We start from the raw sequence: 23697 nt of genomic DNA, 5'->3' as shown, positions 1-23697 counted from the left end.
TAGACAGCCCCCGAAATCCGCAAATTTCACCCTTCGGACACTGACCATCGGCCGATTTCGGCCCTGAACGAGGAAACGACCTATGCGTGTTTATTACGATCGCGACGCCGACCTGAACCTGATCAAGGGCAAGAAGGTCGCCATCGTCGGCTACGGCAGCCAGGGCCACGCCCATGCGCTCAACCTGAAGGATTCCGGCGTCAAGGAAGTCGCCATTGCGCTGCGCAAGGACTCGAGCTCGGTCAAGAAGGCGGAAGCCGCCGGCTTCAAGGTGATGGAAGTCGCCGAAGCCGCCAAATGGGCCGACCTCGTCATGATGCTGACCCCGGACGAGCTCCAGGGCGACATCTATCGCGAGCACCTGCACGACAACATGAAGAAGGGCGCCGCCCTCGTGTTCGCGCACGGCCTCAACGTCCACTTCAACCTGCTCGATCCGCGCGCCGACCTCGACGTGCTGATGATCGCGCCGAAGGGCCCCGGCCACACCGTGCGCTCGGAGTATCAGCGCGGCGGCGGCGTGCCCTGCCTGATCGCGATCGCCAAGGACGTCTCGGGCAACGCTCATGACCTCGGCCTGTCCTACGCCTCGGCCGTCGGCGGCGGCCGCGCCGGCATCATCGAGACCACCTTCAAGGAAGAGTGCGAGACCGACCTGTTCGGCGAGCAGGTGGTGCTCTGCGGCGGCCTGGTCGAGCTGATCAAGGGCGGCTACGAGACCCTGGTCGAAGCCGGCTACGCGCCGGAGATGGCCTATTTCGAGTGCCTGCACGAAGTGAAGCTGATCGTCGACCTGATCTATGAAGGCGGCATCGCCAACATGAACTACTCGATCTCCAACACCGCCGAGTACGGCGAGTATGTCACCGGTCCGCGCATCATCACGGACGAGACCAAGAAGGAGATGCGCAAGGTTCTGGCCGACATCCAGGGCGGCAAGTTCGCCCGCGACTGGATGCTCGAGAACAAGGTCAACCAGACCTCGTTCAAAGCGACCCGCGCCAAGCTCGCCGCGCACCCGATCGAGGAAGTCGGCGCGAAGCTCCGCGACATGATGCCCTGGATCAAGAAGGGCGCGCTGGTCGACAAGAGCAAGAACTGACGGCTACGCCGTCATTCCGGGTTCGCGCGAACGCGCCCCGGAATGACGAGCGAAGCACAAGCTTCGCTTGCCAAACCAAATCTTAAAACCTTCGCGGCTATGGTGGAGCGAGATCGCAGACAGCGGTCTCGCTCTTTCCTTCTCGCCTTCTCGCGCGAAGCATTGCTGCTTCATTCAAATTCTTCGCGAGTTGACGTGCTCCTTGAGACCAAGAACTGACGCTTAAACCACATTCTTGGCATCGCGTCGTTTTCAGAACTTTTTCAGAAGTCCGGGTTCGTCAAAAGCCGTGCGTCTTCAGGGCTAAGGATTCGGCGCTTTATCCGCTTGTTTAAGGCGCCTCGATCTCCTGTCGCAACGTTCGAACGCCGCTTCATCTTAAGAACCGACACTGGCTGCACCTTCTTGAGCGTCGGACGGCATTGCGCGACCGTGCCTTCCTCCTACATGATCGCGGGAACTCGAGGGGAGGGGACCATGCGATCCGTCGTCATCACCGGCGCGTCCACCGGCATCGGTTGGGCCGTTGCAAAGTATCTGATCGGGCGTGGCTATCGCGTGTTCGGCAGCGTCCGCAAGCAGGCCGACGCCGACCGGCTTCAGGGGGAGTTCGGTGCGAACTTCACCCCGCTCCTGTTTGACGTCACCGACGAAGCCGCAGTCCTCGCTGCTGCGCGAAAAGTCCGCGAGGTGCTGGCCGGGGAGACGCTGGCCGGCCTCGTCAACAATGCCGGCATTGCGGTCGCCGGCCCGGTGCTCGAATTGTCGGCCGATGATTTCCGCCGCCAGATGGACATCAACGTCATCGGGCCTGTGATCGCGACACAGGCGTTCGGGCCGCTGCTCGGCGCCGATCCCTCGCTGAAGGGGCCGAAGGGCCGGATCGTGATGATCAGCTCGGTCGCAGGCAAGAACGGCAACCCGCTGTCGGCGCCTTACTGCACCTCCAAGCACGCCGTCGAGGGCTTGTCGGAAAGCCTGCGCCGCGAGCTGATGCTGTTCGGCGTCGACGTCATCATCGTCGCCCCCGGCGCGGTCAAGACGCCGATCTGGAGCAAGGCCGAAGAGATCGATCTCACCGTTTACAAGAACTCGCCCTATCTGCCGGCGCTGAACAAGGTGATGGCCTTCATGATGGAGCTTGGCGCCAAGGGCCTGCCGGCCGAGCGCATCGCCGAGATCGTGTTCGAGGCGCTGACGGCGGCGAGCCCCAAGGTGCGCTACCAGATCACGCCGGATCCGCTGCGTCACCTGATCGGCGCCGTGCTGCCCAAGCGGACGGTCGATCGCATCATCGCCAAGCGGCTCGGGTTGCTGCCGCAGGGGTGACCGACGTTCAGTTCGCCTCGGCCGTCCGTCCGCGCGGATGGGCGGCCATCGCGATCAGCCGCAGCGCCATCACGATGAGCAGCGGAATGAGGAAGGCGGCGTAAAGCGGCATCGCCGGCACACGCTTGCCGAACGACACCATGAACTGGATCCAGAGGTAATAGCCGCCCACAAGGTGCAGCGCGCGAAAGGCGCGCGGCCCGAGCAGCGCGGCGGTGCGGTCGAACGAGGTCGCGCTCATGGCGACGATGAAGGCATAGCCGATGCCGCCGAAGATGTAGGAGGCCGCCGAGGTGGCCTCGGCAAAGCCGGCTGGATCCATCCTGGCGAAGGCGACGATGGCAGCCGCATGGATGGTGTGCGAGACGGCGAAGCTGAGGCCGAGATAGCGGCGGTTGCGGAGCTGCCAGCGCGTCCAGGCATTCGGCCACAGCCGCGCCAGCGCCGCGGCGCTGAAGGCGAGGCAGAACAGCGTGAGCGAGCTTCGCGCCGTGAAGCGGATCACCATCCGCACCCCCTCGACGTCGAAGTGCCGCATCGCCGCGATCCACAGGCTGAGCGCGATCAGGCTCACGACGAGCGCGGCCAGCAGCCGCCAGCCTTCCAGCCAGCCTTGACGTTGCGACATGGCGATCTCCCTCTTTATGTAATCATTGATTACATTTGGGGATCGCCCATCCGTCAATGGTGTAATCGCTGCTTACATTCACGATGGGGTGATGCTAGGAGGCGCAATGTCCGCCCGTCCGACCTCCAAGCCGCGCGCACGCCGCCAGATATCTGAAGCCCGGCCCTATCACCACGGCGACCTCCGCCGCGTGTTGATCGATGCTGCGTTGCAGCTCGCATCGGAAGGCGCCGAAGTCTCGGTACGTGAGGCCGCGCGCCGGGCTGCGGTGTCCCCGGGAGCGCCGTTCCGACACTTCCCCAACCGCGATGCGCTGATGGCGGCGGCGGCCGGGGAGGCGCAGCGGCGCTTCCGGACCGAGATCGAGGCGGCGCTGGCCGAGGCTCCGGCCGCCGACCCGCTTCTGCGCTTCCGCGCCTTTGGCCTCGCCTATTTGCGCTGGGCCATGCGCAACCCGGCGCATTTCGAGATCATCTCGACGGGGCGTTACTTCGCCCATGGCAGCTCGGCGGAGCTGACGCGTGACAATGCCGAGCTGATCGCGCTGACGGAGCAGATGCTGGCTGACGCGGCCGCGCAGGGCCTGCTGCGGTCGGCCGACCTCAAGGGCATCCAGATCGCCGGCCGCGCCCTGGTCTACGGTTTCGCGCGGATGAACCTCGACGGCCATTTTCCGCGCTGGGGCGTCGAGGAGGGGGAGATCGAGCGGATGGCGGAAGCGGTGATCGACCTGTTCATCGCGGGGATCGCGAAGCGCTGAGGGATAAGGCGGACGGCGCTTCGCCACCCACCACCATTAAGCGAAGGTCGGACCGCGGCGCACGTTGCCTGTTCTTGACTGTTCCGTTACAATTTTATGACACGGTGCAGGTTTCCGGCTGCGCCGGACGCCCTAGCCGTCTTGGGACCGGCCAGACGGCTTTGCATACCCGCGCCGGACCAGAGTTGCGTGTCGTCGATGGCGTCCGCGCCGAATCCAGGTCCTTCTGCCACAACCGCCGTGCTGGCGAGCGTCGCTGCGCTCGGCATCTGGCGGCTGCTCGCGGTCGCAGCGCCGCATCTGGCCGCGCTCGCACTGATGTACGAGACCGAGACCGATTTCGGCTCGCGCCTGTCCTTCGCTCTCGCCTGGGGCATCCTCAACTTCTTCTGGATCACGCTGCTGCGTCGGCCGGCGCTGTCGGGCGCCCTGTCGCTGACCATGGTCGTCGTGCTGGTGCTGTTGTCGCGGCTCAAGCACGACGTCGTCCAGATGACGGTCAACTTCATCGACCTGATGATGATCGACCGCGACACGGTCGCCTTCCTGTTCACGATCTTCCCGAACTTGCGCTGGTCGGTGATCCTGGCCGGCCTCGTCACGCTGCCGCTGATGTATGCGCTATGGTGGCTCGATCCGTTCCGCATCCGTCGCCTGCCGGCGTTCACCTGCAAGCTCGCCTGCCTTGCCGCCCTGGTCGGCTATTCGCTCTATCATCCGGACGAGGCCTGGCGCGGCTATTACGACGACGGCTATCTCTCGAAGTTCTTTCGCTCGGGCGTCACCGCCGTTTCAGACTTCGCGCAGTACGGCTTCATGGAGTCGGCGGCGTCGACCAACGAGCGGCTCAACATGCCGCTGGTCGATGCCTGCCATCCTGCCGGCCGCCGGCCGAACATCATCATGATCCATGATGAATCCAGCTTCGACATCCGTGCCGCGCAGGGCATCAAGGTGCCGTCGCGCTATGGCGATCATTTCAAGTCGTGGGACGGCAAGCAGCGCACCTTCCTTGCCGAGAGCAATGGCGGCCCGAGCTGGTTCACCGAATACAACGTGCTCGCAGGGCTCTCCTCGCGCTCGTTCGGCCGCTTCGCCTATTTCGTGACGCGCATCGCAACAGGCCGTGTCGAGCGCGGCCTGCCGCTGGCGCTGCGCCGCTGCGGCTACGACACGATGTCGCTCTATCCCGCCTATGGCGGCTTCATGGGCGCGCGCAGCTTCCAGATGACGACCGGCATCGAGCGCTTTCTCGACTCGAAAGACCTCGGCGCGAAGGATGTCGAGCCCGACAGCTTCTTCTACGACAAGGCGCTTCAGCTGATGGGCCAGCAGCCGCCGAACAAGCCGCTGTTCACCTTCATCTATCTCGGTGCCAATCATTTCCCCTGGGAGACGCGCTTCCGCCCGGACCTGCTGCCGAACTGGCGCGCGCCGGGCAATGTGGCGTCCATCGACGAATATCTGCGCCGGCAGGCGATGAGCGCCGAGCAGTACAAGGCGTTCGTCGCGGGGCTGAAGAAGAATTTTCCCGGCGAGCCCTTCCTGATTGTGCGCTATGGCGATCATCAGCCCGAATTTGCGCCGAACCTGCTCGAGCCCGGGCTCGACCAGGGCGCGATCGGCAAGAAGCTCGACGCCTACGATCCGCGCCTCTACGCGACCTATTACGCGATCGACGCCGTCAATTTCGAGCCGGTGAAAAGCGATGCCGTGATGGACACGATCGACGGCCCCTACCTGCCGCTGGTGATCCAGGAAGCCGCCGGCATCCCGCTCGACCCGTCCTTCGCCGAGCAGAAGGCGATCATGCTCCGCTGCAAGGGCCTCTTCTACGGTTGCAAGGACGGCGCCGAGGCGCGGCGGCTGAACCGGCTGCTGATCAACGCGGGAATGATCCGGGGATTGTAATCATCGCCGACATAACTCTTCGACCGTCACCCTGAGGTGCTCACAAAGCGGCGCAAGCCGCTTGGTGAGCCTCGAAGGGCGACAGCCCGGCTACATCGTGGCAGTTCATCCTTCGAGGCTCGCCCCGCGGTGCTATGCACCGCGCAGCTCGCGCCTCAGGATGACGGGTCTTGCAGCGGACCTACTGCTTAATCTTCTCCCACAGCCACCTCGCCACCGCATCCGGTGACGAATTCGCGTCATTGCCGCTGGCGCGCAAATTCGCTTCGCGCATGGTGGCGATGTCGATCTTGCCGAGCAGCGGCTGGAGGGCGGCCTGCAATCGCTCGTCGCCGGCGCGCTTCGGGGCCAGCAGCAGGATGGCGTCATAGGGCGGGATCGCGTGCTTGGGATCGTCGAGCGTGACGAGGTCGTATTTCGCGATCAAACCGTCGCTGGTGTAGCCGGCGATGACGTCGACCTCGCCGCTGGCGACCGCCGCATACATGAAGTCCGGCTGCATCTGGCGCTGGGCGCGGAACTGCAGCCCATAGGCCTTCTGCAGCGCCGCCCATTCGGGACGCGAGAAGAATTCGTAGTCGCCGGCAATCGACAGCGTCGCGGCATGCGCGGTGAGGTCGGCGATGGTACGGATGCCGAGCGCCTCGGCGCGTTTCCTCGGCATCACCAGCGCATAGGCATTCTCGAAGCCGAGCTCGCCGAGCAGGGTGATGTTGTCCTTGGCGAGCGCCGTCTTCAATTCCGCCACCAGTTCTGCGCGCGGCTTGATGTCGGTGCGATGCAGCTGGTTGGCCCAGAGCGTGCCGGAATAGTCGACATAGAGATCGATGTCGCCCGCCTTCAGCGCCTCGAAGATCACGCTGGAGCCGAGGCCTGACCGCGCCGTGGCTGAGAGGCCGGCCGCCTGGAGGCGGTCCTTCATCAACGCCGACAGCACATATTGCTCGGCAAACGTCTTGGCCCCGACGACATAGCCTTGCGACGAGCGTCCCATGGTCGGCACCAGCGTTGCGGCGACCAGCGCCGCCATTCCGACCGCGCCGAGCCCGCTGCGCAAGCGGCTGCGGCGGCGCAGGCCGCTCTCGATCAGGCCGAGCAGCTGGTCGACCGCGAGCGCGAGCAGGGCCGAGGCAACGCAGCCGAACAGCACGAACACCCAGTTCTGGGTCTGGAGCCCGGCGAAGATGTAGTTGCCGAGGCTGGTCTGCCCGATCGGCGTCGAGAGCGTCGCGGTGCCGATCACCCACACGGCGGCGGTGCGGATGCCCGCCATCATCACCGGCAGAGCCAGCGGCAGCTCGACCATGACAAGCGATTGACGTGCGGTCATGCCGACGCCCTTGGCAGCCTCGATCAGCGCGGGATCGATGCCGTTGAGGCCGGTGATGCCGTTGCGCAAAACAGGCAGCATCGAATAGAGCGCCAGCGCCAGCATCGCCGGCAGGAAGCCGAACGCGGAGAAGGAAACGCCGAACCAGGCGAGCGTGACCGAGGCCGCCAGCAGCAGCAGCGGATAGAACAGCGCGAGCAGCGCCAGCCCCGGCACGGTTTGCACGATGCTGGCGAGTGCGAGCAGGATGCCGCGCGGCGCCGGACGGTTGCGTGTCAGGATCGCCAGCGGCAGGCTGACGGCAAGCCCAAGCGCCAGCGCGGCAAGGCTCACCCGCACATGGTTGCCGAGATAATCAGGCAGATGCGACAGCGCCTCGCCCCAGCGCGGATCGGTGAAGAGGCTCATGCCGCACCGCTCTGCGGCAGCAGCGCATTCAGCCGCTCGACCTGGCGCCGCGGCGTGCGCAGCAGCTCCAGCACATAAGCATCGCAGCTGCGCGAGAGCTCTGCGGGCGTGCCCTGCGCCAGCACCTTTCCGCCGCGCATCACCGCGATCCGATCGGCGAGCAGGATCGCCTCGGTCATGTCGTGCGTGATCATGACGGTGGTCAGGCCGAGCCTGCGGTGAAGCGTGCGATAGTCGTCACCGAGAGTATCGCGGGTGAGGGGATCGAGCGCGCCGAACGGCTCGTCCATCAGCACGATGCGGGGCTTTGCGGCGAGCGCGCGCGCCACGCCGACGCGCTGGCGCTGGCCGCCGGAGAGTGTCTCGGGCAGACGGTCGCGATGCGATGCGCGGTCGAGCTGCACGAGCTCCAGCAACTCGTCGACGCGCGTTGCGATAGTCGTTGCCGGCTCGCCCAGCAGCTTTGGCGTGATGCCGATATTGTCGCCGACGCTTAAGTGAGGAAACAGCCCGCCACTCTGGAAGACGTAGCCGATCCGTCGCCGCAGCGCGACCGGATCGACATTCCGCACGTCCTCGCCCTCGACCGTGATGGTGCCGCCATCGGCCTCGATCAGCCGGTTGGCGAGCCGCAGCAGCGTGGTCTTGCCCGAGCCGGAGCCGCCCACGACGGCCAGAAACTCGCCCTCCGCAATGTCGAGCGACACATCGTCCACAGCCCTAAGGGAGCCGAAGCTCTTGGTGGCCGTTTGGTAGCTGATCGCCAACTTGGAAGACATCGCGGTGGGCTCGCTCTTACCCTCCCCTGGAGGGGGAGGGTCGGCTCACATTGAGCGCAGCGAAATGTGAGACGGGGTGGGGTGATCTCTCAACACGGGTAGTGTTGGACGTGGAGAGACCGTCACCCCACCCCGGTTCGCATTCCGCTTCGCTTCATGCGCACCGACCCTCCCCCTCCAGGGGAGGGTGAAGGGGATGACGGACCCCATGCGTAGCACGCTTGGCGGCTTGATTGAACTTGGCCGCGCGAGAGGCTAAGGCATCGGCCTGAGTTCGGAGGAAACACATGACAACGCCCACGGCAGTGGCGCTGGAAGATGCCAAGGTCGCGTTCCGGCTGGGGGACGGCCGGGTCTATACGGCGGTGGAGAAGGCGCATCTTGCGGTCGCGCAGGGCGAGTTCGTCGCCATCGTCGGCCCGACCGGCTGCGGGAAATCGACGCTGCTCAATGTCGCCGCGGGCCTGCTCAAGCCGGCCGCCGGCAGCGTCAGGATATTCGACCAGCCGCTGGCGGGGCTGAACCGGGAGGCCGGCTATTTGTTCCAGGCCGACGCGCTGTTCCCCTGGAAGACCGCGCTCGACAACGTCGCGATCGGGCTCGAGATCAAGGGCACGCCGCGCAGCGAGTCGCTGCCGCAGGCCCGGAAATGGCTGACCTCCGTGGGCCTCGGCGCCTTCGCGAACCGCTATCCGCACATGCTCTCCGGCGGCCAGCGCAAGCGCGTGGCTCTGGCGCAGGTGCTGATCCGCGATCCAAAAATCCTGCTGATGGACGAGCCGTTCGGGCCGCTCGATGCGCAGACGCGGCAGGTCATGGGCAATCTGCTGCTCGACTTGTGGAACGCCGATCGCAAGGCGGTGCTGTTCGTGACCCACGATCTGGAAGAGGCGATCGCACTCGCCGACCGCGTGGTGATCATGTCGGCGGGGCCGTCCTCGCGCATCATCGGCGACTGGCGCGTCAGCTTGCCGCGCCCGCGCGACATCTTCGAGGTGCGCCTCGACAAGGAGTTCCATGCGCTCCATCGCGAGATCTGGAGCGTGCTGAAGGACGAGGTGATGAAGGGCTACGCGCAGTCCACTCACGCGGCGGAGGCGGTCTGATGTCGCGTCCGACGCTGTTTGCGCTGCAGGTCCTGGTCGCGGTCGTGTGCATCGTGCTGTGGCAGGTGCTGTCGACCGTCCCCGTGTTCGGCAAGATCCTGCTGCCGCCGTTCTTCTTCTCCAACCCGCTCGACGTGTTCAGCCAGATCGTGAAATGGTTCGCCTCCGGCGTGATCTGGAAGCATCTCGGCATCACGCTGGCGGAATCGATCCTCGCCTTCGTGATCGGATCGCTCGGCGGCGTGCTGGTCGGCTTCTGGTTTGCGCGCCAGCCGCTGGTCGCGGCGGTGTTCGACCCCTACGTGAAGATGGTCAACGCGCTGCCGCGCGTGGTGCTGGCACCGATCTTCGCGCTGTGGCTCGGGCTCGGCATCTGGTCGAAGGTCGCGCTCGGCGTGACCTTGGTGTTCTTCATCGTCTTCTTCAACGTCTATCAGGGCGTCAAGGAAGTCAGCCGCACCGTGCTCGACAACGGCCGCATGCTCGGCATGAGCGAGCGGCAATTGATGCAGCACGTCTATTGGCCGTCGGCGCTGTCGTGGATGTTCTCCTCGCTGCACACCTCGGTCGGCTTCGCCGTGGTCGGCGCCGTCGTCGGCGAATATCTGGGATCGGCCGCAGGCCTCGGCTATCTCATTCAGCAGGCTGAAGGCGTGTTCGACGTCGCCGGCGTGTTCGCCGGCATGTTCGTGCTGTCGGCTTTCGTCATCCTGATCGACTACGGCGTGACGCTGGTCGAGCGGCGCCTTTTGGTGTGGCGGCCGACCGCCTCGGATGGACGCGGCTAGGCGCGAGGTGGGGCCCGCATCGGCGCGAGCCCCGATCGCGGAGGCTCAATCCAGCAGCTTGGTATCGTCGGGCGCCTGCGGCGGCGTCTTGATGGCGATCGCCTTGACCTGGCCGCTGATCGGCTTGGTGCCGCCGTGCGGCGTGCCCTTCGGAATGATGACGAGGTCGCCCGGCTTGACCGTGACTTCCTTGTCGCCGAGCCAGATCGTCCCGGTCCCGTCCAGGATGTACTGGATCTCGTTGGTGTTGGGATGCATGTGCTTGGGCACATTGCCGACCTGGATCGAGATGGTGGCGCCGTCGGCGCTCGCGAACATCTTTGAGCGGAAGCCGACGGCGTTGGCGGGGCCGAGCGCATCGCCCTCCATCTCGCCGGTGTGGATGAGCTGTGCAGTGATGTTCTCGGCGGCCAGCGCCGGCCGGAGCAACTGGTTCGCGCCGCACCCGGCGGCAAAGGCGGCGGCGAGCGACAGCCCGGCAACAAGGCGATTCATGGATCATTCTCCCCATCAGGAATTGTTCTTGTTCAGCCATGCTATTGCGCCGAAGGGCGGATGGCCAGCCCACTTAGGCAGTGCTTCTCAAGCCAGTCCCGCTGCTCTATGGTGCCGCCGGCCGAACGGAGGAAACCAATGAAGAACACGATTGCCAGGCTCGCCGGCGCGCTGCTCGCGCTGACGCTCACCACCTCGCTTGCCGCAGCCCAAAGCAAGGTCACCGTCGCGGTCGGCGGTGGGGCCTGCCTGTGCTACCTGCCGACGGTGCTGGCCAAGCAGCTCGGCGAGTACGAGAAGGCCGGCCTCAATGTCGAGCTGGTCGACCTCAAGGGCGGCTCGGACGCGCTCAAGGCCGTGCTCGGCGGCAGCGCCGACGTCGTCTCCGGCTATTTCGACCATTGCGTCAACCTCGCCGCCAAGAAGCAGGAGCTGCAGGCCTTCGTGGTCTATGACCGCTATCCCGGCCTCGTGCTGGTGGTCGCGCCCTCGCGCACCAATGACATCAAGTCGGTCAAGGATCTCGCCGGCAAGAAGGTCGGCGTCAGTGCGCCCGGCTCCTCCACCGACTTCTTCCTCAAATATATGCTGAAGAAGAACGGGCTCGATCCCACCAGCGCGGCCGTGATCGGCGTCGGCCTCGGCGCCACCGCGGTCGCCGCGATGGAGCAGGGGCAGATCGATGCGGCCGTGATGCTCGATCCCTCCGTGACCGTGCTCCAGGGCAGCCACAAGGATCTGCGCATCCTCAGCGACACGCGCACCCAGAAGGATACGCTCGAGACGTTTGGCGGCGAATATCCTGGTGGCGCGCTGTACTCGACGGTGGCCTGGGTCAATGGCCACGAGAAGGAGACGCAGGCGCTGACCAATGCGATCCTGGCGACGCTCGCCTGGATCCATTCGCACTCGCCCGAGGAGATCATGGCGAAGATGCCGGAGGAGATGGTCGGCAAGAACAAGGACCTCTATCTCGCCGCGCTGAAGAACACGATTCCCATGTTCTCCGAGACCGGCAAGATGGACCCGAAGGGTGCCGACGCGGTGCTTGCGGTGTTCAGCGTCGGTTCGCCCGAGGTGGCGAACGCCAAGATCGACGTCAGCAAGACCTTCACCAACAAATACGTCGATCAGGCCAAGAAGACCACGGGCAGCGCCAAATAGCTGACGCGAAGGCGTGGTACCAGGTGTCATGACGTCACCGGTCATTCATCGCGTCACGACGCTTGATCTTGCCGTGCGGCCGATCGTTTGGCCGTTCGCGGAGGAACGGCGCGCCGAGATCGCGGCGCATTTCGCCGAGAAGCAGCGTGAGCGGCCGAAGATCTGGAACGGCCGCGTCCTGCTCGGGCGCGATGCCGTGTTCAGCGACGGTCATCTTGCCGCGACCTATTTCGAGACTGATTTCGCAAGCTTCCTCGCCTGGCGCGACTGGGGCTTTCCCGACAAGGCCGTGTTCAACGGTTTTGGCATGGGCGCGTTGCGCGCCTCCGACGGCGCGTTTGTCATGGGCGAGATGGCGCCCCACACCGCCAATGCCGGCCGCATCTATTTCCCCTCGGGCACGCCGGATCTCGACGACGTCAGGGACGGCACGCTCGACATTCCCGGCAGCGTCGTCCGCGAGCTCGGCGAGGAGACCGGTCTGACCGCAGCCGACTACCGGGTCGAGCCGGGCTGGCATTGCGTCGTCACCGGTCCTTCGATTGCAATGCTGCAGGTCATCAACCTGGATGTGCCGGGCGATGTTGCCCGCGCCCGGATCGAAGCCAATCTTGCACGCGAGACCGAGCCGGAACTGTCGGCCATTCATCTCGTGCGCGGGATGAGCGATCTCACGCCGGCCATGCCGCGATTTGTCACGGCCTTCGTCGAGCAGCAGCTCGCCTCGCGCTGAGCGCGAGGCTTGACATCGCCGCGCGCAGCCCATGTGATGGGCAAAAAAGCAAAAGCAAGAAGAATGCAATGCACAATCGTCCAGGGAGGTTTAGATGCGCCTGCGCATGGCTGCCCGCTTGGTACGTGGGCTGTTGGTCGCGATATCAGCGACGGGCTTGGCAGTGTCCGCCCATGCTCAAGAGAAAAAGATCAAGATCGGCGTCGTTTTCGACCTGACCGGGCCTCTCGCGGGCGGCGGCTCCGAGCTGAACTATGTCGGCACCAAGATCATCCTCGACCATTTCGCCAAGTCCGGCGTCGAGGGCTACAAGATCGAGGCGGTCTACGCCGACGCACAGAGCAAGCCCGACATCGCCATCAATGAATCCGTCCGCCTGCTCGAGCAGGAGAAGGTCGACATGGTGCTCGGCTTCTTCTCCTCGGCGCAATGCGTGCCGGTCGCCGCGCGTGTCGAGCAGCTCAAGAAGTTCATGTGGATGACGACCTGTATCTCGTCGGCCGTGTTCAACGAGAAGGGCTACAAATACGTCTTCCGCCCGCAGGCGAGCGGCGACCAGTTCGGCATGATGACGATGGATTTCATCGCGCAGAATGCCAGCGCGAAGCTCGGCAAGGAGCCGAAGGACCTGCGGGTCGCCATCATCCACGAGGACGGCGCCTATGGTGTCGATGTCTCCAAGGGCAACGAGGCCGGCGCGAAGAAGGCCGGCTTCAACGTCGTGCTGAAGGAAGGCTATTCGGCCACCGCGCCGGATCTGTCGGCGCTGGTGACCAAGCTGAAGCGCGCCAAGCCCGATGTGATCTTCCACACCGGTTATAATCCAGACATCACCTTGCTGCTGCGCCAGGCCCGCGAGCAGGGCCTGAAATTCGCTGCGCTGATGGGGCACGGCGCCGGCTACGGCGTGTATGAGAAGCTGAAGGAGGGCATGGGCGCGGACGCGACCTACATCTTCAATGCCGATCCGATCTCGATCTGGCTCTCCAATCAGAAGACCATGGATCCCAAACTTCCGCCCGTCATCAAGATGGTCGGCGAGGAGTTCGACAGGATCAAGCCCGGGGTCGCCATCCGCTCGGCACATGTCGGCATCGGCGCGTCCAACACCTATGTGTTTATGAGCGACGTGCTGCCGCGCGCGATCAAGAAATATGGTGGGGTCGATCCCGACGCGCTGCGCAAGGCCGCGCTCGACACCGACATCCCCGAAGGCGGCACCATGCTCGGCTTCGGCGTCAAGTTCTACGGCGAGGGCACACCGATGGCGGGCCAGAACGAGCGCTCCTTCCCGGTCGTGATCCAGTATCTCGACGACAAGTCCCATGTGGTGTGGCCCAAGAGTCAGGCGCAGCGCGAGGCCGTGCTGCCGCTGCCCAAGGGCACCACCTACAGCAACCAGTAGCGGAGTGCTCCGGTGTTGGAAGTCAGCGGGCTGGTGAAGCGGTTTGGCGGCTTCACCGCCGTGAACAACGTGTCGTTCCGGGTCGACCAGGGCGAGATCCTCGGCCTGATCGGCCCCAACGGCTCGGGCAAGAGCACGATCTTCAACATGCTCTCCGGCACGCTGGCCCCGACCTCCGGCTCGATCCTGTTTGCCGGCTACGAGATCGCGGGCCTTGCGCCGCACCGGATCATCAATGGCGGCATCGGGCGGACCTTCCAGATTCCGCGGCCATTCCGTCGCCTCTCCATTTTCGAGAACGTCGCGCTCGCCGGTTTCTACGGCCAGGGCCGCCACAGCCGCGCCAAGGCCGAGGAGGCGGCCGAGCGCGCGCTGGCGATGGTCGGCCTGCCGACCGATCGCCATGCCAGCGTCGATGGCCTCGGCGCTGCGGGGCTGAAGAAGCTCGAGCTTGCGAAGGCGCTCGCCACCTCGCCAAAGCTGCTGCTCGCCGACGAAAGTCTCGGCGGCCTCGACGAGGCCGAGATGGACCAGGCCGCCGACATGCTGCGCAACATCCGCGACGAGCTCGGCATCACCATCATCTGGGTCGAGCACATCATGGGCGTCCTGATGCGCGTCGTCGACCGCGTCATGGTGCTCGATCACGGCGAGAAGATCTCGGAAGGCCTGCCGAGCGCGGTCGCCGGCGACCCGCGAGTCATCGAGGTCTATCTCGGCACCGATGCCGAGACCACGCAGGCCGCGGCCGCCGAAGCGCGCCGCCGCGGGAGGCCAATGATGCTGGAGCTTCGCGGCGTCAATGCCGGCTACGGCACCTTCCAGGCGCTGTTCGACGTCAATCTCGACGTGAAGGCCGGCGAAGCGGTGGGCGTCATCGGCCCCAACGGCGCCGGCAAGACCACGTTGATGCGCGTCATCTCCGGCCTGATCCGGCCCTCGCGCGGCTCGATCAAAATGGAAGGCGTCGACGTCGTCGCGACACCGGCGCACAAGATCGTCAGCCTCGGCATTGCGCATGTGCCGGAGAACCGGCGGCTGTTTCCGCAACTCACGGTCGACGACAATCTCAAGATGGGCGCCTTCATGAAGGACGCGCGGGGGCACTATACCGAGCGGCTGGAGGTGGTGTTCGACCTGTTCCCGCGCCTGAAGGAGCGCCGCCACCAGATGGCCGGCACCATGTCCGGAGGCGAGCAGCAGATGTGCGCGATCGGCCGCGCGATGATGTCCAATCCAAAGCTGCTGCTGCTCGACGAGCCGTCGGCCGGACTTGCGCCGGTCGTGGTGCAGCAGGTGTTCGAGCTGGTGAAGCGGATCCGCGCCAGCGGGCTGACGGTGCTGATCGTCGAGCAGAACGTGCAGCAGGTGCTGAAGGTGGTCGACCGCGCCTATCTGATCGAGGCGGGCACGATCCGGGCGTCCGGCACCTCGGCCGAGATGCTGGCGAGCGACACGGTCAAGGAAGCTTATCTCGGGGTGTGATGGGCATGCAGGCGTTCCTGGACATTTTCGATATCTATCTGCTCGAGGCCGTCATCAACGGCATCCTGCTCGGCGGCGTGCTGGCGCTGCTCGCGCTCGGGCTCAATTTGATCTTCGGCGTCATCGACGTGACCTGGATCTGCTACGCCGAGCTGGTGATGATCGGCATGTACGCCATGTATTTCATGGTGCAGTATTACGGCGTCAGCTATTTCGTTTCCGCCCCGCTCACGATCCTGCTGGTCGCCGTGCTCGGCGCGGCGCTGCACTACCTCGTGATCGCGCCGCTGCTCACAGCACCTCCGATCAACCAGCTGCTGGCGACCGGCGGCGTGCTGTTCGTGCTGCAGAGCTTTGCTACCGTCGCCTTCGGCATCGACTTCCGCAATCTCGGCATCCGCCTGCCGGTGCTCGCCTTCGGCGACATGAATTTCAGCTACGCGCGGCTGCTGTCGTTCGTGGCCGCGCTGGTCGGCATGGTCGCGGTCTATCTGTTCATGACGCGCACCTTCACCGGCACCGCGATCCGCGCCATCTCGCAGGACCGGCAGATCATGGCGCTGATGGGCGTCGACACGAAGCGCATCTATCTCATCACCTCCGCGCTCGGCGGCGCACTCGCGGGCCTCGCCGCCTGCCTCCTGGTGCTGCAATACGACGTGCATCCCTTCGTCGGCCTCTCCTTCGGGCCGATCACCTTCCTGATCTGCGTGCTCGGGGGCCTTGGCAATTTCATCGGCGGCTTCATCGCGGCCTTTCTCTTCGCCGAGATCATCTCGCTCGGCGGCCTGTTCTCCGACCTCGAATGGGGCTATGTGCTCGCCTTCGCCTTCTTCATCGTCATGATGTTCATCCGGCCCGCGGGCCTGCTTGCGAGGCGCCGATGACGGGGCAGGGACGTCTTGCGGCATGGGGGATCGGGCTGGCGGCGCTGGTCGCGCTGCCCTTCGTCTATCGCGATCCCTATCATCTGCACATTCTGGTGCTGATCCTGATCTGGTCGTTCGCCTATACGTCGTGGTCGATGATGGGGCGGTTCGGCCTGGTCTCGCTCGGGCATGGCGGCTTCATGGGCATCGGCGCCTACGTCACCGCGCTGTTGTGGAATCATCTGGGACTGTCGCCCTGGATCGGCATTCCCATCAGCATGGCGGCGGCCGGCGCGCTGGCGATGATCGTCGGCTATCCCTGCTTCCGCTTCCGCATCACCGGGCATTATTTCGTGCTGGTGACGCTGGCGCTGTCGGGCATCGTGCTTCAGGTCATCACGGCGACGCGCGACTACACCGGCGGCTCGCTCGGCTACACCCCGAACCGCGCGACCGGCAACAAGCTGCTGGCGCTGCAATTCGACGACAAGATCACCTGGTACCTGATCGCGCTTGCGGTCTGGCTGTTCGGCATCGTGGTCTGGCACTGGGTCGACCGCAGCATGGCCCGCTATGCGCTGGAGGCGATCTCGGAGGACGAGGACGCCGCGGCCGCAGCCGGCGTCGACGTCACCGCCGAGAAGCTGAAGATCACGCTGCTCAGCGCGCTGATGACGGCGCTCGCAGGTGCGATCTACTGCCAGTACCAGATGTTCATCACCCCCGACACGGTCAGCGGCATCGCGGTGTCGCTGCAGATGGTGTTCGCGGCGATCGTCGGCGGCCTGTTCGTCTCGCTCGGCCCGACCGTCGGCGCCATCATCACCATTCTCCTGGCCGAGACCTTGCGCATCGGTTTCGGCACCAAGGCGGTCGGCTGGGACAATCTCGTCTACGGGGTGCTGCTCGTGCTCTTCATCATATTCCTTCCCAAGGGCATCCTTGGTAGCTTGCTCGACCGATTGAAGCCGCAACGCAAGGTATCCCGCGCTCATGAGCAAGAAGCCGTCCAAATCGCTCGCCCAGGAGCTTGACCGCTACATCACGCCATTCCGCTACGATGGCTCGGGCAAGTTTCACCTCAAGGCGCACAAGACGAACGAAAAGGGCGATCTCGACAAGGAGAAGGCGCAGGCGATTCTCGACGCCAACAAGAAGCGGCTGATCGAGTTCCAGGAGAAGCTCTACGCCCAGGACCGCTGGTCCGTGCTGATCGTGTTCCAGGCGATGGACGCCGGCGGCAAGGACAGTGCGATCAAGGCGATCTTCGAGGGCATCAATCCGCAGGGCTGCGAAGTCACGGCCTTCAAGGCGCCGAGCAGCAAGGAGCTCGACCACGATTTCCTCTGGCGCCACGTCGTCGCGCTGCCCGAGCGTGGCCATATCGGCATCTTCAACCGCTCGCATTACGAGGAATGCCTGGTGACGCGCGTGCATCCGGAGATCCTCGCCAAGGAGAAGTTGCCGCCAAAGGTCGTCACCAAGAACATCTGGAAGGAGCGGTTCGAGGACATCTCCGCCTTCGAGCGCTATCTCTGCCGCAACGGCACCGTGGTGCTGAAGTTCTTCCTCAACGTCTCCAAGGACGAGCAGCGCGAGCGCTTCCTCGACCGCCTGGAGGATCCGGCCAAGCAGTGGAAGTTCTCCATGGACGACATCAAGGAGCGCGCGCTGTGGCCGCGCTACCAGGCGGTCTACCAGGACATCGTCCGCCACACGGCGACCTCCCATGCGCCCTGGTACGTGGTGCCCGCCGATCACAAATGGTTCGCCCGCGTCGTGATCGGCTCGGTGATCAATGCCGCGCTCGAAAAGCTCGACCTGCGCTTTCCCCGTGCCGACAAGGCCTCACTCGTAGAGTTCGAGCAGGTGCGCAAGGCGCTGGAGAAAGAGGAGACGGGAGGCAGGAAGAAAGCAAAGTGACAGCCAACCGGACCGCCGACCGCAAGACCGTCAACTTCGCGCTCCAGGGCGGCGGCGCGCACGGCGCTTTCGTCTGGGGCGTGCTCGACCAGGTGCTCGAGGATGGCAGGCTCGCGATCGAGGCGATCAGCGCGACCAGCGCCGGGGCCATGAATGCGGTCGCGATGGCCTCCGGCATGGCGCACGGAGGCGCGGAGGCCGCGCGGGAGAGCCTGCACGCATTCTGGTACGAAGTGTCGCGCATGGACATGGCGTACGATTTGATGTCGCCGCTGAACCAGTGGATCCAGGCCCTGAAGCTGCCGCCGGAGTATCATCCCGTCCACGCAATCATCCACACGCTGACGCACACGCTGCCGCCGGGCCTGCTCAATCCCTTTCATTTCAATCCGCTTCGCGCGCTGCTGCAGCGCGTGGTCGATTTCGACCGGCTCAATTCCTCGCCCGAGGCGCCGCAGCTGTTTCTCAATGCCACCAACGTCCGCAACGGCAAGATCAAGGTGTTCCAGAGCCCGCTGCTCACGGCGGAGACCGTGCTCGCCTCGGCCTGCCTGCCGCCCTATTTCCAGGCCGTCGAGATCGACGGCGAGCATTATTGGGATGGCGGCTATCTCGGCAATCCCGCGATCTATCCGTTGATCTACCGCAAGGGCAGCCACGACGTCATCATCGTGCAGGTCACGGCGATCAGGCGCAACGAGCTGCCGACCAGTGCGGCCGACGTCCTGCACCGCATCAACGAGATCAGCTTCAATTCGTCCCTGATGCGCGAGATGCGCGCGATCGCCTTCGCCACGCGGCTGATCGACGACGGCGAGCTCGACAGCGACAAGCATAGCCGCATGTACATGCACTGGATCGGCAACGACCTGCTGATGTCGCAGCTCGGCACGGCCACGCAGTTCCACCCCGAATGGAGCCTGTTGTGCCGCCTGCGCGATGAGGGCCGCGAGGCGGCGCGAAGCTGGCTGGCGTGCAACTTCGACCAGATCGGAAAGTCCTCGACGGTCGACCTGGCCGACATGTTTCTCTAGGCGGCTGAGCGCCATCGACAAAAAAGTACGAAAACAACCCCATGCACAGTAGCCGGTGTGAGCGGAATCAATGGCTTGGCGGGCCTGTCGCTATTTTTCGGAGTTTAGGAAGTCAATTTGACCCGTCGGGCAAAACACGGGTATGTTGTCATCATCGCCGCGGACCGGGCAGGTTGGGCAAAGCGACGTGTCCGCCCTAGCTCGTAGCCACAAGCTCTGATCTCGTAGGGTGGGCAAAGCGAAGCGTGCCCACCAATCTTCGACAGGATAGAGGTGGTGGGCACGGCGCTGACGCGCCTTTGCCCACCCTACGATATCTGTATCCTCAGCGCGAGCGAAGCTCGTCGCGTCCGTGTACGCCGTCCCTCAGTATCCCCGTCCCCACCAGTAGCAGAAGCGCTCGACATTGGCGGGGAGGCTCGCCTCGTAATTCGCCCACTTCTCGTATTTCGGCAGCTTCACCTCCTTCATCGCGGTGTCGAAGCACTTGCCGGCGTCCGCCGCCTTCTTCACTTCAGTGGAGAGGTCCTCCATGTAGGCGATGTCGTCCTCGACGTCCTTCTTGGTGCCGAAGCGTCCGCCGGCATAGGGATGGCCGGGGATCATCCGCTCCCAGTCGAGCGAGGCCAGCTTCTTCAGCGAGGCGATGTATTCCAGCGGCGAGGCATTGTCGGGGATGTTGCGGAACTGGACGCTCTCAATCGGTGCGAAGTCGACCACGAAGACGATCTTCTCCTTGGGCAGTCGCATCACCAGCGAATTGTCGGAATGATTGCGGCCGACATAGTTCAGCTCCAGGGTGGTGCCGCCGAGCGTGATGTTCTTCTTGTCGTCCACCACCTGGTCCGGCATGACGACGTCGGCGAGCAGGGACTTCTGCTTCTTCAGCTCGAGCAGGCGCTCCTTGGTTCGCCGGTGCGCGATGAAGGTGGCGCCGAGATCCTTGAAGGGCTGGCCGCCGGCGATGTGGTCGTAGTGATGGTGGCTGTAGATGACGTATTTGATCGGCTTGTCGGTGACGGCCTTGATCGCGTCGATATAGGGCTTCGCGGGCCGCAGATACGAGATCGGGTCGGTCGCGATCACGCCCTGCGGCGTCACCACGAACATCGACTGATGGCCGCCATAGCGGAAGACGTAGACGTTGTCGGTGCCGTCGACCTTCCTGGTCGAGGTCTGCGGTGGGGTCTGCGCGGAGGCCGATCCGGTCGCGAGGGCCACGACAACGGCAAGGCAATGGATTGGCTTCATGTTTGATTGTCCAGCAAGGGAGGAGGGGCGTGGGAGCAAAATTCCGGCGAGAAGTCTCACGAGTTCGCGGTAGTCCATTTCGTGTCACCACAATGATCGACGCAATATGCTGCAAGCTAGCGCCGGCATTGCGCCGGTGTCAAAACGGCCGCGCGCGGGGCAGCTTGAGGTTGTGAAATGGCCTGGATGGAACCCGGTTGCTGCCGTTCAAATCTCGCGATTGCGTCGACGTTCCCGCTTGACAGTTTTATGTCTCAGGAGGAGCATCGCAACGGTCGCGAATACGCGACGCGTAACGTCCACCTCAGAGCAAGGGGAGGTCTATGACACCACCTCCGCAAATCCAGCCGCGTTAATTGCGATGGAGCTCGTTCGGACTATCGCATAGCGGCGCAAACCGCGAACGGCACGCCGGGTCAAGGTTTAGCGGGCTGCATCAGTGAGGCATAGCCCCTACCTTCCCGGCGCTGTAATTTGCATCACAATCAATCGTGTCGGATGGCCGAGATGGCCGTCGCGACATGTGCCGTTCGACATCCTGCTTCTCTCTCCTCCTCCTCACCGTCATTCCGGATTGAATTCCGGAATGACGGTAGAGATTTTTGTGCGCCGATCTGACAGGCGCCAGCTCTGCCGAGGCAGGGTTCCCTGATCCTGCATTGCGGCAAATGCCAAGAGAATGTCGCCTCATTGGCCCATTTCCGACACAGGGCCGGGGCGAATAGCTGCAATCCGACATGACGCGTGTGCTTCGGTGGTGACGATCCCGACGCCGCCGGCGCGCATTCATTTTTTCTAGGGAATCCTCGTGTCGCATAAGCTCGCCCCGGCGCTCCTCGCCGCTCTCTTCCTCGCGATCCTTTCTCTCTCCAGCGCCCGCGCCGAGCCGCCTCGGCCGGCGACCAATAATGCCGCCGCGCTGTCGCCCGATGAGGCGAAGCGCGCGCTGGAGACCCTTCAGGACGACAAGAAGCGCGCGCAGATGATCGACACGCTGCGTGCGATCGCCAATGCGTCCGGTCAGCAGCAGCCGGCTCCCGAACAGAAGTCGCCGATCCCGCTTGCGGCCGATGGCCTCGGTGCGCAGCTCATGCTCACGGTTTCGGAGCAGATCGGCGAGATCTCGAGCGAGATCGCCAGCATGACGCGGACGCTCACGCACTTCCCGGCCTTCTACTACTGGATCATGCGCACGGCGAACGATCCGGCGGCCTACAATCTCCTGATCGAGATCGCCTGGAAGCTCGCGCTGGTGCTCGGCTGCGCGCTCGCGGCCGAATGGGTGATCTTCCGTTTGATCCGCCGTCCGGTCGTGTTTCTGGAAGGACGTGTGCCGCAGACCGCGCGCCTGCCGGCGCAGGCGCTGCCGATCGCCGATCCGCCATCGTCGGTCGCCGACGTGACGCCGGCACCTGAGTTGCAGAAGCGACGTCACAGTCTGGCGCGGATCTGGCAGGTCATGCTGCGGCTGCCCTTCGTGCTCGGCCGTTTCGTGCTCGAGCTGCTTCCCGTGTTCGTGTTCGTCGGCGTCGCCACCGCGCTGCTGGGAACGGAGATCGGCGAGCCGACGACCGTCCGCCTCGTGATCCTCGCGGTCGTCAACGCCTATGCGTTCTCGCGCGGGCTGATCTGCCTGGTCCGGGCGCTGGCGGGGCCGTTCGGCCTGTTTCCGGTGCGGGCCGAGACTGCGGCCTATATCGAGATCTGGGCGCGCCGCATCGTCGGTGTCGGTGTCACCGGCATCGCCTTCGCCAACGTGGCGCTGCTGCTCGGCCTGCATCGTGCCGGCTATGCCGCGCTGCTGCGCATGGTGATGCTGGTCGTTCACCTCTTCATCGTCGTCATCATCCTGCAATGCCGCCGCCAGGTCGCCGAGGCCATCCGCGCGCCGGTGGAACGGCAGGGGATCGCGGCACGTCTGCGCAACCGCATCGCCGGCGGCTGGCACTATCTCGCCATCGCACTCGATCTGGCGCTGTGGGCGGTGTGGGCTCTGAACATCCGCAACGGCTATTCGCTGCTGCTGCAATATTTCGTCGGTACCGTTGTGGTCGCGGTGATCACGCGCGTCGCCATCATGCTGACGCTGAGCCTGATCGACCGCGGCTTCCGCATCAAGCCGGAGATCCTGCAGCGCTTTCCGGGACTGGAGACCCGCGCCAACCGCTATCTGCCGCTGCTGCGCAAGATCGTCTCCGGCGTGATCGCCTTCATCGGCTTCGTGGCCGTGCTCGAGGTCTGGGGCGTGGACGCCATCGTCTGGTTCTATGGCGGCCAGATCGGCGGCCGGCTGATCTCGGCGGTGGTGACGATCGGCATTGCCGTGTTCATCGCCGCCGCCATCTGGGAAATCAGCAACGCGCTGCTGGATCGCCAGATCAATGCGCTGTCACGCGACGGCCATTACGCCCGTGCCGCGCGCCTGCGCACTTTTCAGCCGATGCTGCGCACCGCGTTGCTCTGCCTGATCGCCACCGTCGTCGGCCTCACGGCGTTGAGCGAGATCGGCGTCAATGTCGCGCCACTGCTGGCGGGCGCCGGCATCGTCGGCATCGCCATCGGCTTCGGTTCGCAGAAGCTGGTGCAGGATCTCATCACCGGCCTGTTCCTGCTGCTGGAGAACACGGTGCAGGTCGGCGACACCGTCAGCGTCTCCGGGCTCTCGGGCGTCGTCGAGAACGTCTCGATCCGCACCATCCGCCTGCGCGCCGGCGACGGCGCCGTGCACATCGTTCCGTTCAGCGCGGTCACCACCATCACCAATGCCAGCCGCGGCGCCGGCAACGCCTCCGTCAGCGTCAACGTCGCCTACAAGGAGGACACCGATCGCGCCGGCCAGATCCTCAAGGAGATCGTCGACGAGATGCGGCGCGAGGCGGACTTCCGTGCGCTGATCCGCGGCGATCTCGAGCTGTGGGGCGTCGACAAGGTTGACGGCGCGATGGTGTCGATCGTCGGCCAGATCCGCTGTACCGAGGCCGGCCGCTGGCCGGTGCAGCGCGAGTTCAACCGCCGCATGAAGCAGCGCTTCCAGCAGCACGGCATCGAGGTTGCCTCCGCGACCCAGACCATTCTGATGCAGATCGCGCCGCCGGCGGAGGGGGCCGCAAATCTGACGCCGCGGCGGGCGGCGGCCGGGTAACCGCTCCGCAAAATTCCAGCTTGCCTGCGCTCGTCCGGCAGCGTTCACTCCAGCC

20 protein-coding genes and 1 pseudogene are annotated in these 23697 nt (G+C 64.7%); 16 read left to right on the top strand and 5 right to left on the bottom strand.

What is annotated here, in order from left to right; genetic code table 11:
- The first annotated feature begins 82 nt into the window (after nucleotides 1-82).
- Nucleotides 83-1102 carry a ketol-acid reductoisomerase gene (gene ilvC / locus IQ16_RS27010; protein ID WP_018640837.1) on the top strand — a complete coding sequence of 340 codons (1020 nt, stop codon included), beginning with the start codon at nucleotides 83-85 and terminating at the stop codon, nucleotides 1100-1102.
- Between the two features lie 477 nt (nucleotides 1103-1579).
- Entirely contained in the window at nucleotides 1580-2431 is an 852-nt protein-coding gene (locus IQ16_RS27005) for an SDR family oxidoreductase (protein ID WP_018640836.1), read from the top strand.
- A gap of 7 nt (nucleotides 2432-2438) precedes the next feature.
- On the opposite strand, the gene IQ16_RS27000 is transcribed toward IQ16_RS27005, so the two are convergent.
- On the bottom strand, nucleotides 2439-3059 hold the full coding sequence (locus IQ16_RS27000; protein ID WP_035665807.1) for a hypothetical protein: 621 nt from the start codon (nucleotides 3057-3059) through the stop codon (nucleotides 2439-2441).
- Nucleotides 3060-3165: 106 nt separating this feature from the next.
- Between IQ16_RS27000 and IQ16_RS26995 the strand changes: the two genes are divergently transcribed.
- Nucleotides 3166-3819, top strand: a complete 654-nt coding sequence (locus IQ16_RS26995; protein ID WP_035665804.1) for a TetR/AcrR family transcriptional regulator — start codon at nucleotides 3166-3168, stop codon at nucleotides 3817-3819.
- A 198-nt stretch (nucleotides 3820-4017) separates the two neighbouring features.
- On the top strand, nucleotides 4018-5730 hold the full coding sequence (locus tag IQ16_RS26990; protein WP_026311676.1) for a sulfatase-like hydrolase/transferase: 1713 nt from the start codon (nucleotides 4018-4020) through the stop codon (nucleotides 5728-5730).
- 181 nt (nucleotides 5731-5911) lie between these two features.
- Here IQ16_RS26990 and IQ16_RS26985 read toward each other — a convergent pair whose 3' ends face one another.
- Both IQ16_RS26985 and IQ16_RS26980 read right to left on the bottom strand, forming a co-directional pair.
- On the bottom strand, nucleotides 5912-7468 hold the full coding sequence (locus IQ16_RS26985; protein ID WP_018640832.1) for a glycine betaine ABC transporter substrate-binding protein: 1557 nt from the start codon (nucleotides 7466-7468) through the stop codon (nucleotides 5912-5914).
- Nucleotides 7465-8247, bottom strand: a complete 783-nt coding sequence (locus tag IQ16_RS26980; RefSeq protein ID WP_026311675.1) for an ATP-binding cassette domain-containing protein — start codon at nucleotides 8245-8247, stop codon at nucleotides 7465-7467. The genes IQ16_RS26985 and IQ16_RS26980 overlap by 4 nt, the downstream gene beginning before the upstream one ends.
- Before the next feature lie 287 nt (nucleotides 8248-8534).
- Between IQ16_RS26980 and IQ16_RS26970 the strand changes: the two genes are divergently transcribed.
- Together IQ16_RS26970 and IQ16_RS26965 are read left to right on the top strand one after the other, a co-directional pair.
- Nucleotides 8535-9353, top strand: a complete 819-nt coding sequence (locus IQ16_RS26970; RefSeq protein WP_018640830.1) for an ABC transporter ATP-binding protein — start codon at nucleotides 8535-8537, stop codon at nucleotides 9351-9353.
- Nucleotides 9353-10141, top strand: coding sequence for an ABC transporter permease (locus IQ16_RS26965; RefSeq protein ID WP_018640829.1), 789 nt, complete (start codon nucleotides 9353-9355; stop codon nucleotides 10139-10141). The genes IQ16_RS26970 and IQ16_RS26965 overlap by 1 nt, the downstream gene beginning before the upstream one ends.
- Nucleotides 10142-10186: 45 nt before the next feature.
- Here the strand turns inward: IQ16_RS26965 and IQ16_RS26960 are convergent, their stop codons facing one another.
- Nucleotides 10187-10636, bottom strand: coding sequence for a cupin domain-containing protein (locus tag IQ16_RS26960; protein ID WP_018640828.1), 450 nt, complete (start codon nucleotides 10634-10636; stop codon nucleotides 10187-10189).
- Nucleotides 10637-10774: 138 nt separating this feature from the next.
- On the opposite strand from IQ16_RS26960, the gene IQ16_RS26955 reads away from it, so the two are divergent.
- The 9 genes and pseudogenes from IQ16_RS26955 to IQ16_RS26915 all read left to right on the top strand — a co-directional run bounded on the left by IQ16_RS26955 (nucleotide 10775) and on the right by IQ16_RS26915 (nucleotide 19249).
- Nucleotides 10775-11800 carry an ABC transporter substrate-binding protein gene (locus tag IQ16_RS26955; protein ID WP_026311674.1) on the top strand — a complete coding sequence of 342 codons (1026 nt, stop codon included), beginning with the start codon at nucleotides 10775-10777 and terminating at the stop codon, nucleotides 11798-11800.
- Between the two features lie 28 nt (nucleotides 11801-11828).
- Nucleotides 11829-12533, top strand: coding sequence for a hypothetical protein (locus IQ16_RS26950; protein ID WP_018640826.1), 705 nt, complete (start codon nucleotides 11829-11831; stop codon nucleotides 12531-12533).
- 94 nt (nucleotides 12534-12627) lie between these two features.
- Nucleotides 12628-13938, top strand: a complete 1311-nt coding sequence (locus IQ16_RS26945; RefSeq protein WP_018640825.1) for an ABC transporter substrate-binding protein — start codon at nucleotides 12628-12630, stop codon at nucleotides 13936-13938.
- A 12-nt stretch (nucleotides 13939-13950) separates the two neighbouring features.
- Nucleotides 13951-14706: pseudogene (locus tag IQ16_RS47530) on the top strand (ABC transporter ATP-binding protein); the annotation flags it as partial.
- 9 nt (nucleotides 14707-14715) lie between these two features.
- Entirely contained in the window at nucleotides 14716-15423 is a 708-nt protein-coding gene (locus IQ16_RS47525; protein ID WP_018640823.1) for an ATP-binding cassette domain-containing protein, read from the top strand.
- Between the two features lie 5 nt (nucleotides 15424-15428).
- Nucleotides 15429-16310, top strand: a complete 882-nt coding sequence (locus IQ16_RS26930) for a branched-chain amino acid ABC transporter permease (RefSeq protein ID WP_026311672.1) — start codon at nucleotides 15429-15431, stop codon at nucleotides 16308-16310.
- Nucleotides 16307-17326 (top strand): branched-chain amino acid ABC transporter permease, encoded by a 1020-nt coding sequence (locus IQ16_RS26925; protein ID WP_018640821.1) that lies wholly within the window; start codon nucleotides 16307-16309, stop codon nucleotides 17324-17326. Before IQ16_RS26930 ends, IQ16_RS26925 begins: the two co-directional genes overlap by 4 nt.
- Nucleotides 17286-18215: a polyphosphate kinase 2 family protein gene (locus tag IQ16_RS26920; protein WP_018640820.1), complete on the top strand. Its 930-nt coding sequence runs from the start codon at nucleotides 17286-17288 to the stop codon at nucleotides 18213-18215. The genes IQ16_RS26925 and IQ16_RS26920 overlap by 41 nt, the downstream gene beginning before the upstream one ends.
- Nucleotides 18212-19249, top strand: a complete 1038-nt coding sequence (locus tag IQ16_RS26915) for a patatin-like phospholipase family protein (RefSeq protein WP_018640819.1) — start codon at nucleotides 18212-18214, stop codon at nucleotides 19247-19249. The genes IQ16_RS26920 and IQ16_RS26915 overlap by 4 nt, the downstream gene beginning before the upstream one ends.
- A gap of 366 nt (nucleotides 19250-19615) precedes the next feature.
- On the opposite strand, the gene IQ16_RS26910 is transcribed toward IQ16_RS26915, so the two are convergent.
- Complete coding sequence (locus IQ16_RS26910) at nucleotides 19616-20500, bottom strand: MBL fold metallo-hydrolase (protein ID WP_018640818.1); 885 nt, start codon at nucleotides 20498-20500, stop codon at nucleotides 19616-19618.
- 808 nt (nucleotides 20501-21308) lie between these two features.
- Between IQ16_RS26910 and IQ16_RS26905 the strand changes: the two genes are divergently transcribed.
- Nucleotides 21309-23642: a mechanosensitive ion channel domain-containing protein gene (locus IQ16_RS26905; protein ID WP_018640817.1), complete on the top strand. Its 2334-nt coding sequence runs from the start codon at nucleotides 21309-21311 to the stop codon at nucleotides 23640-23642.
- Nucleotides 23643-23697: the final 55 nt, after the last annotated feature.

Origin of the sequence: Bradyrhizobium huanghuaihaiense (assembly GCF_007830635.1) — a bacterium.
GTDB lineage: Bacteria > Pseudomonadota > Alphaproteobacteria > Rhizobiales > Xanthobacteraceae > Bradyrhizobium > Bradyrhizobium huanghuaihaiense.
This window is presented reverse-complemented; position numbering and strand designations above follow the sequence as displayed.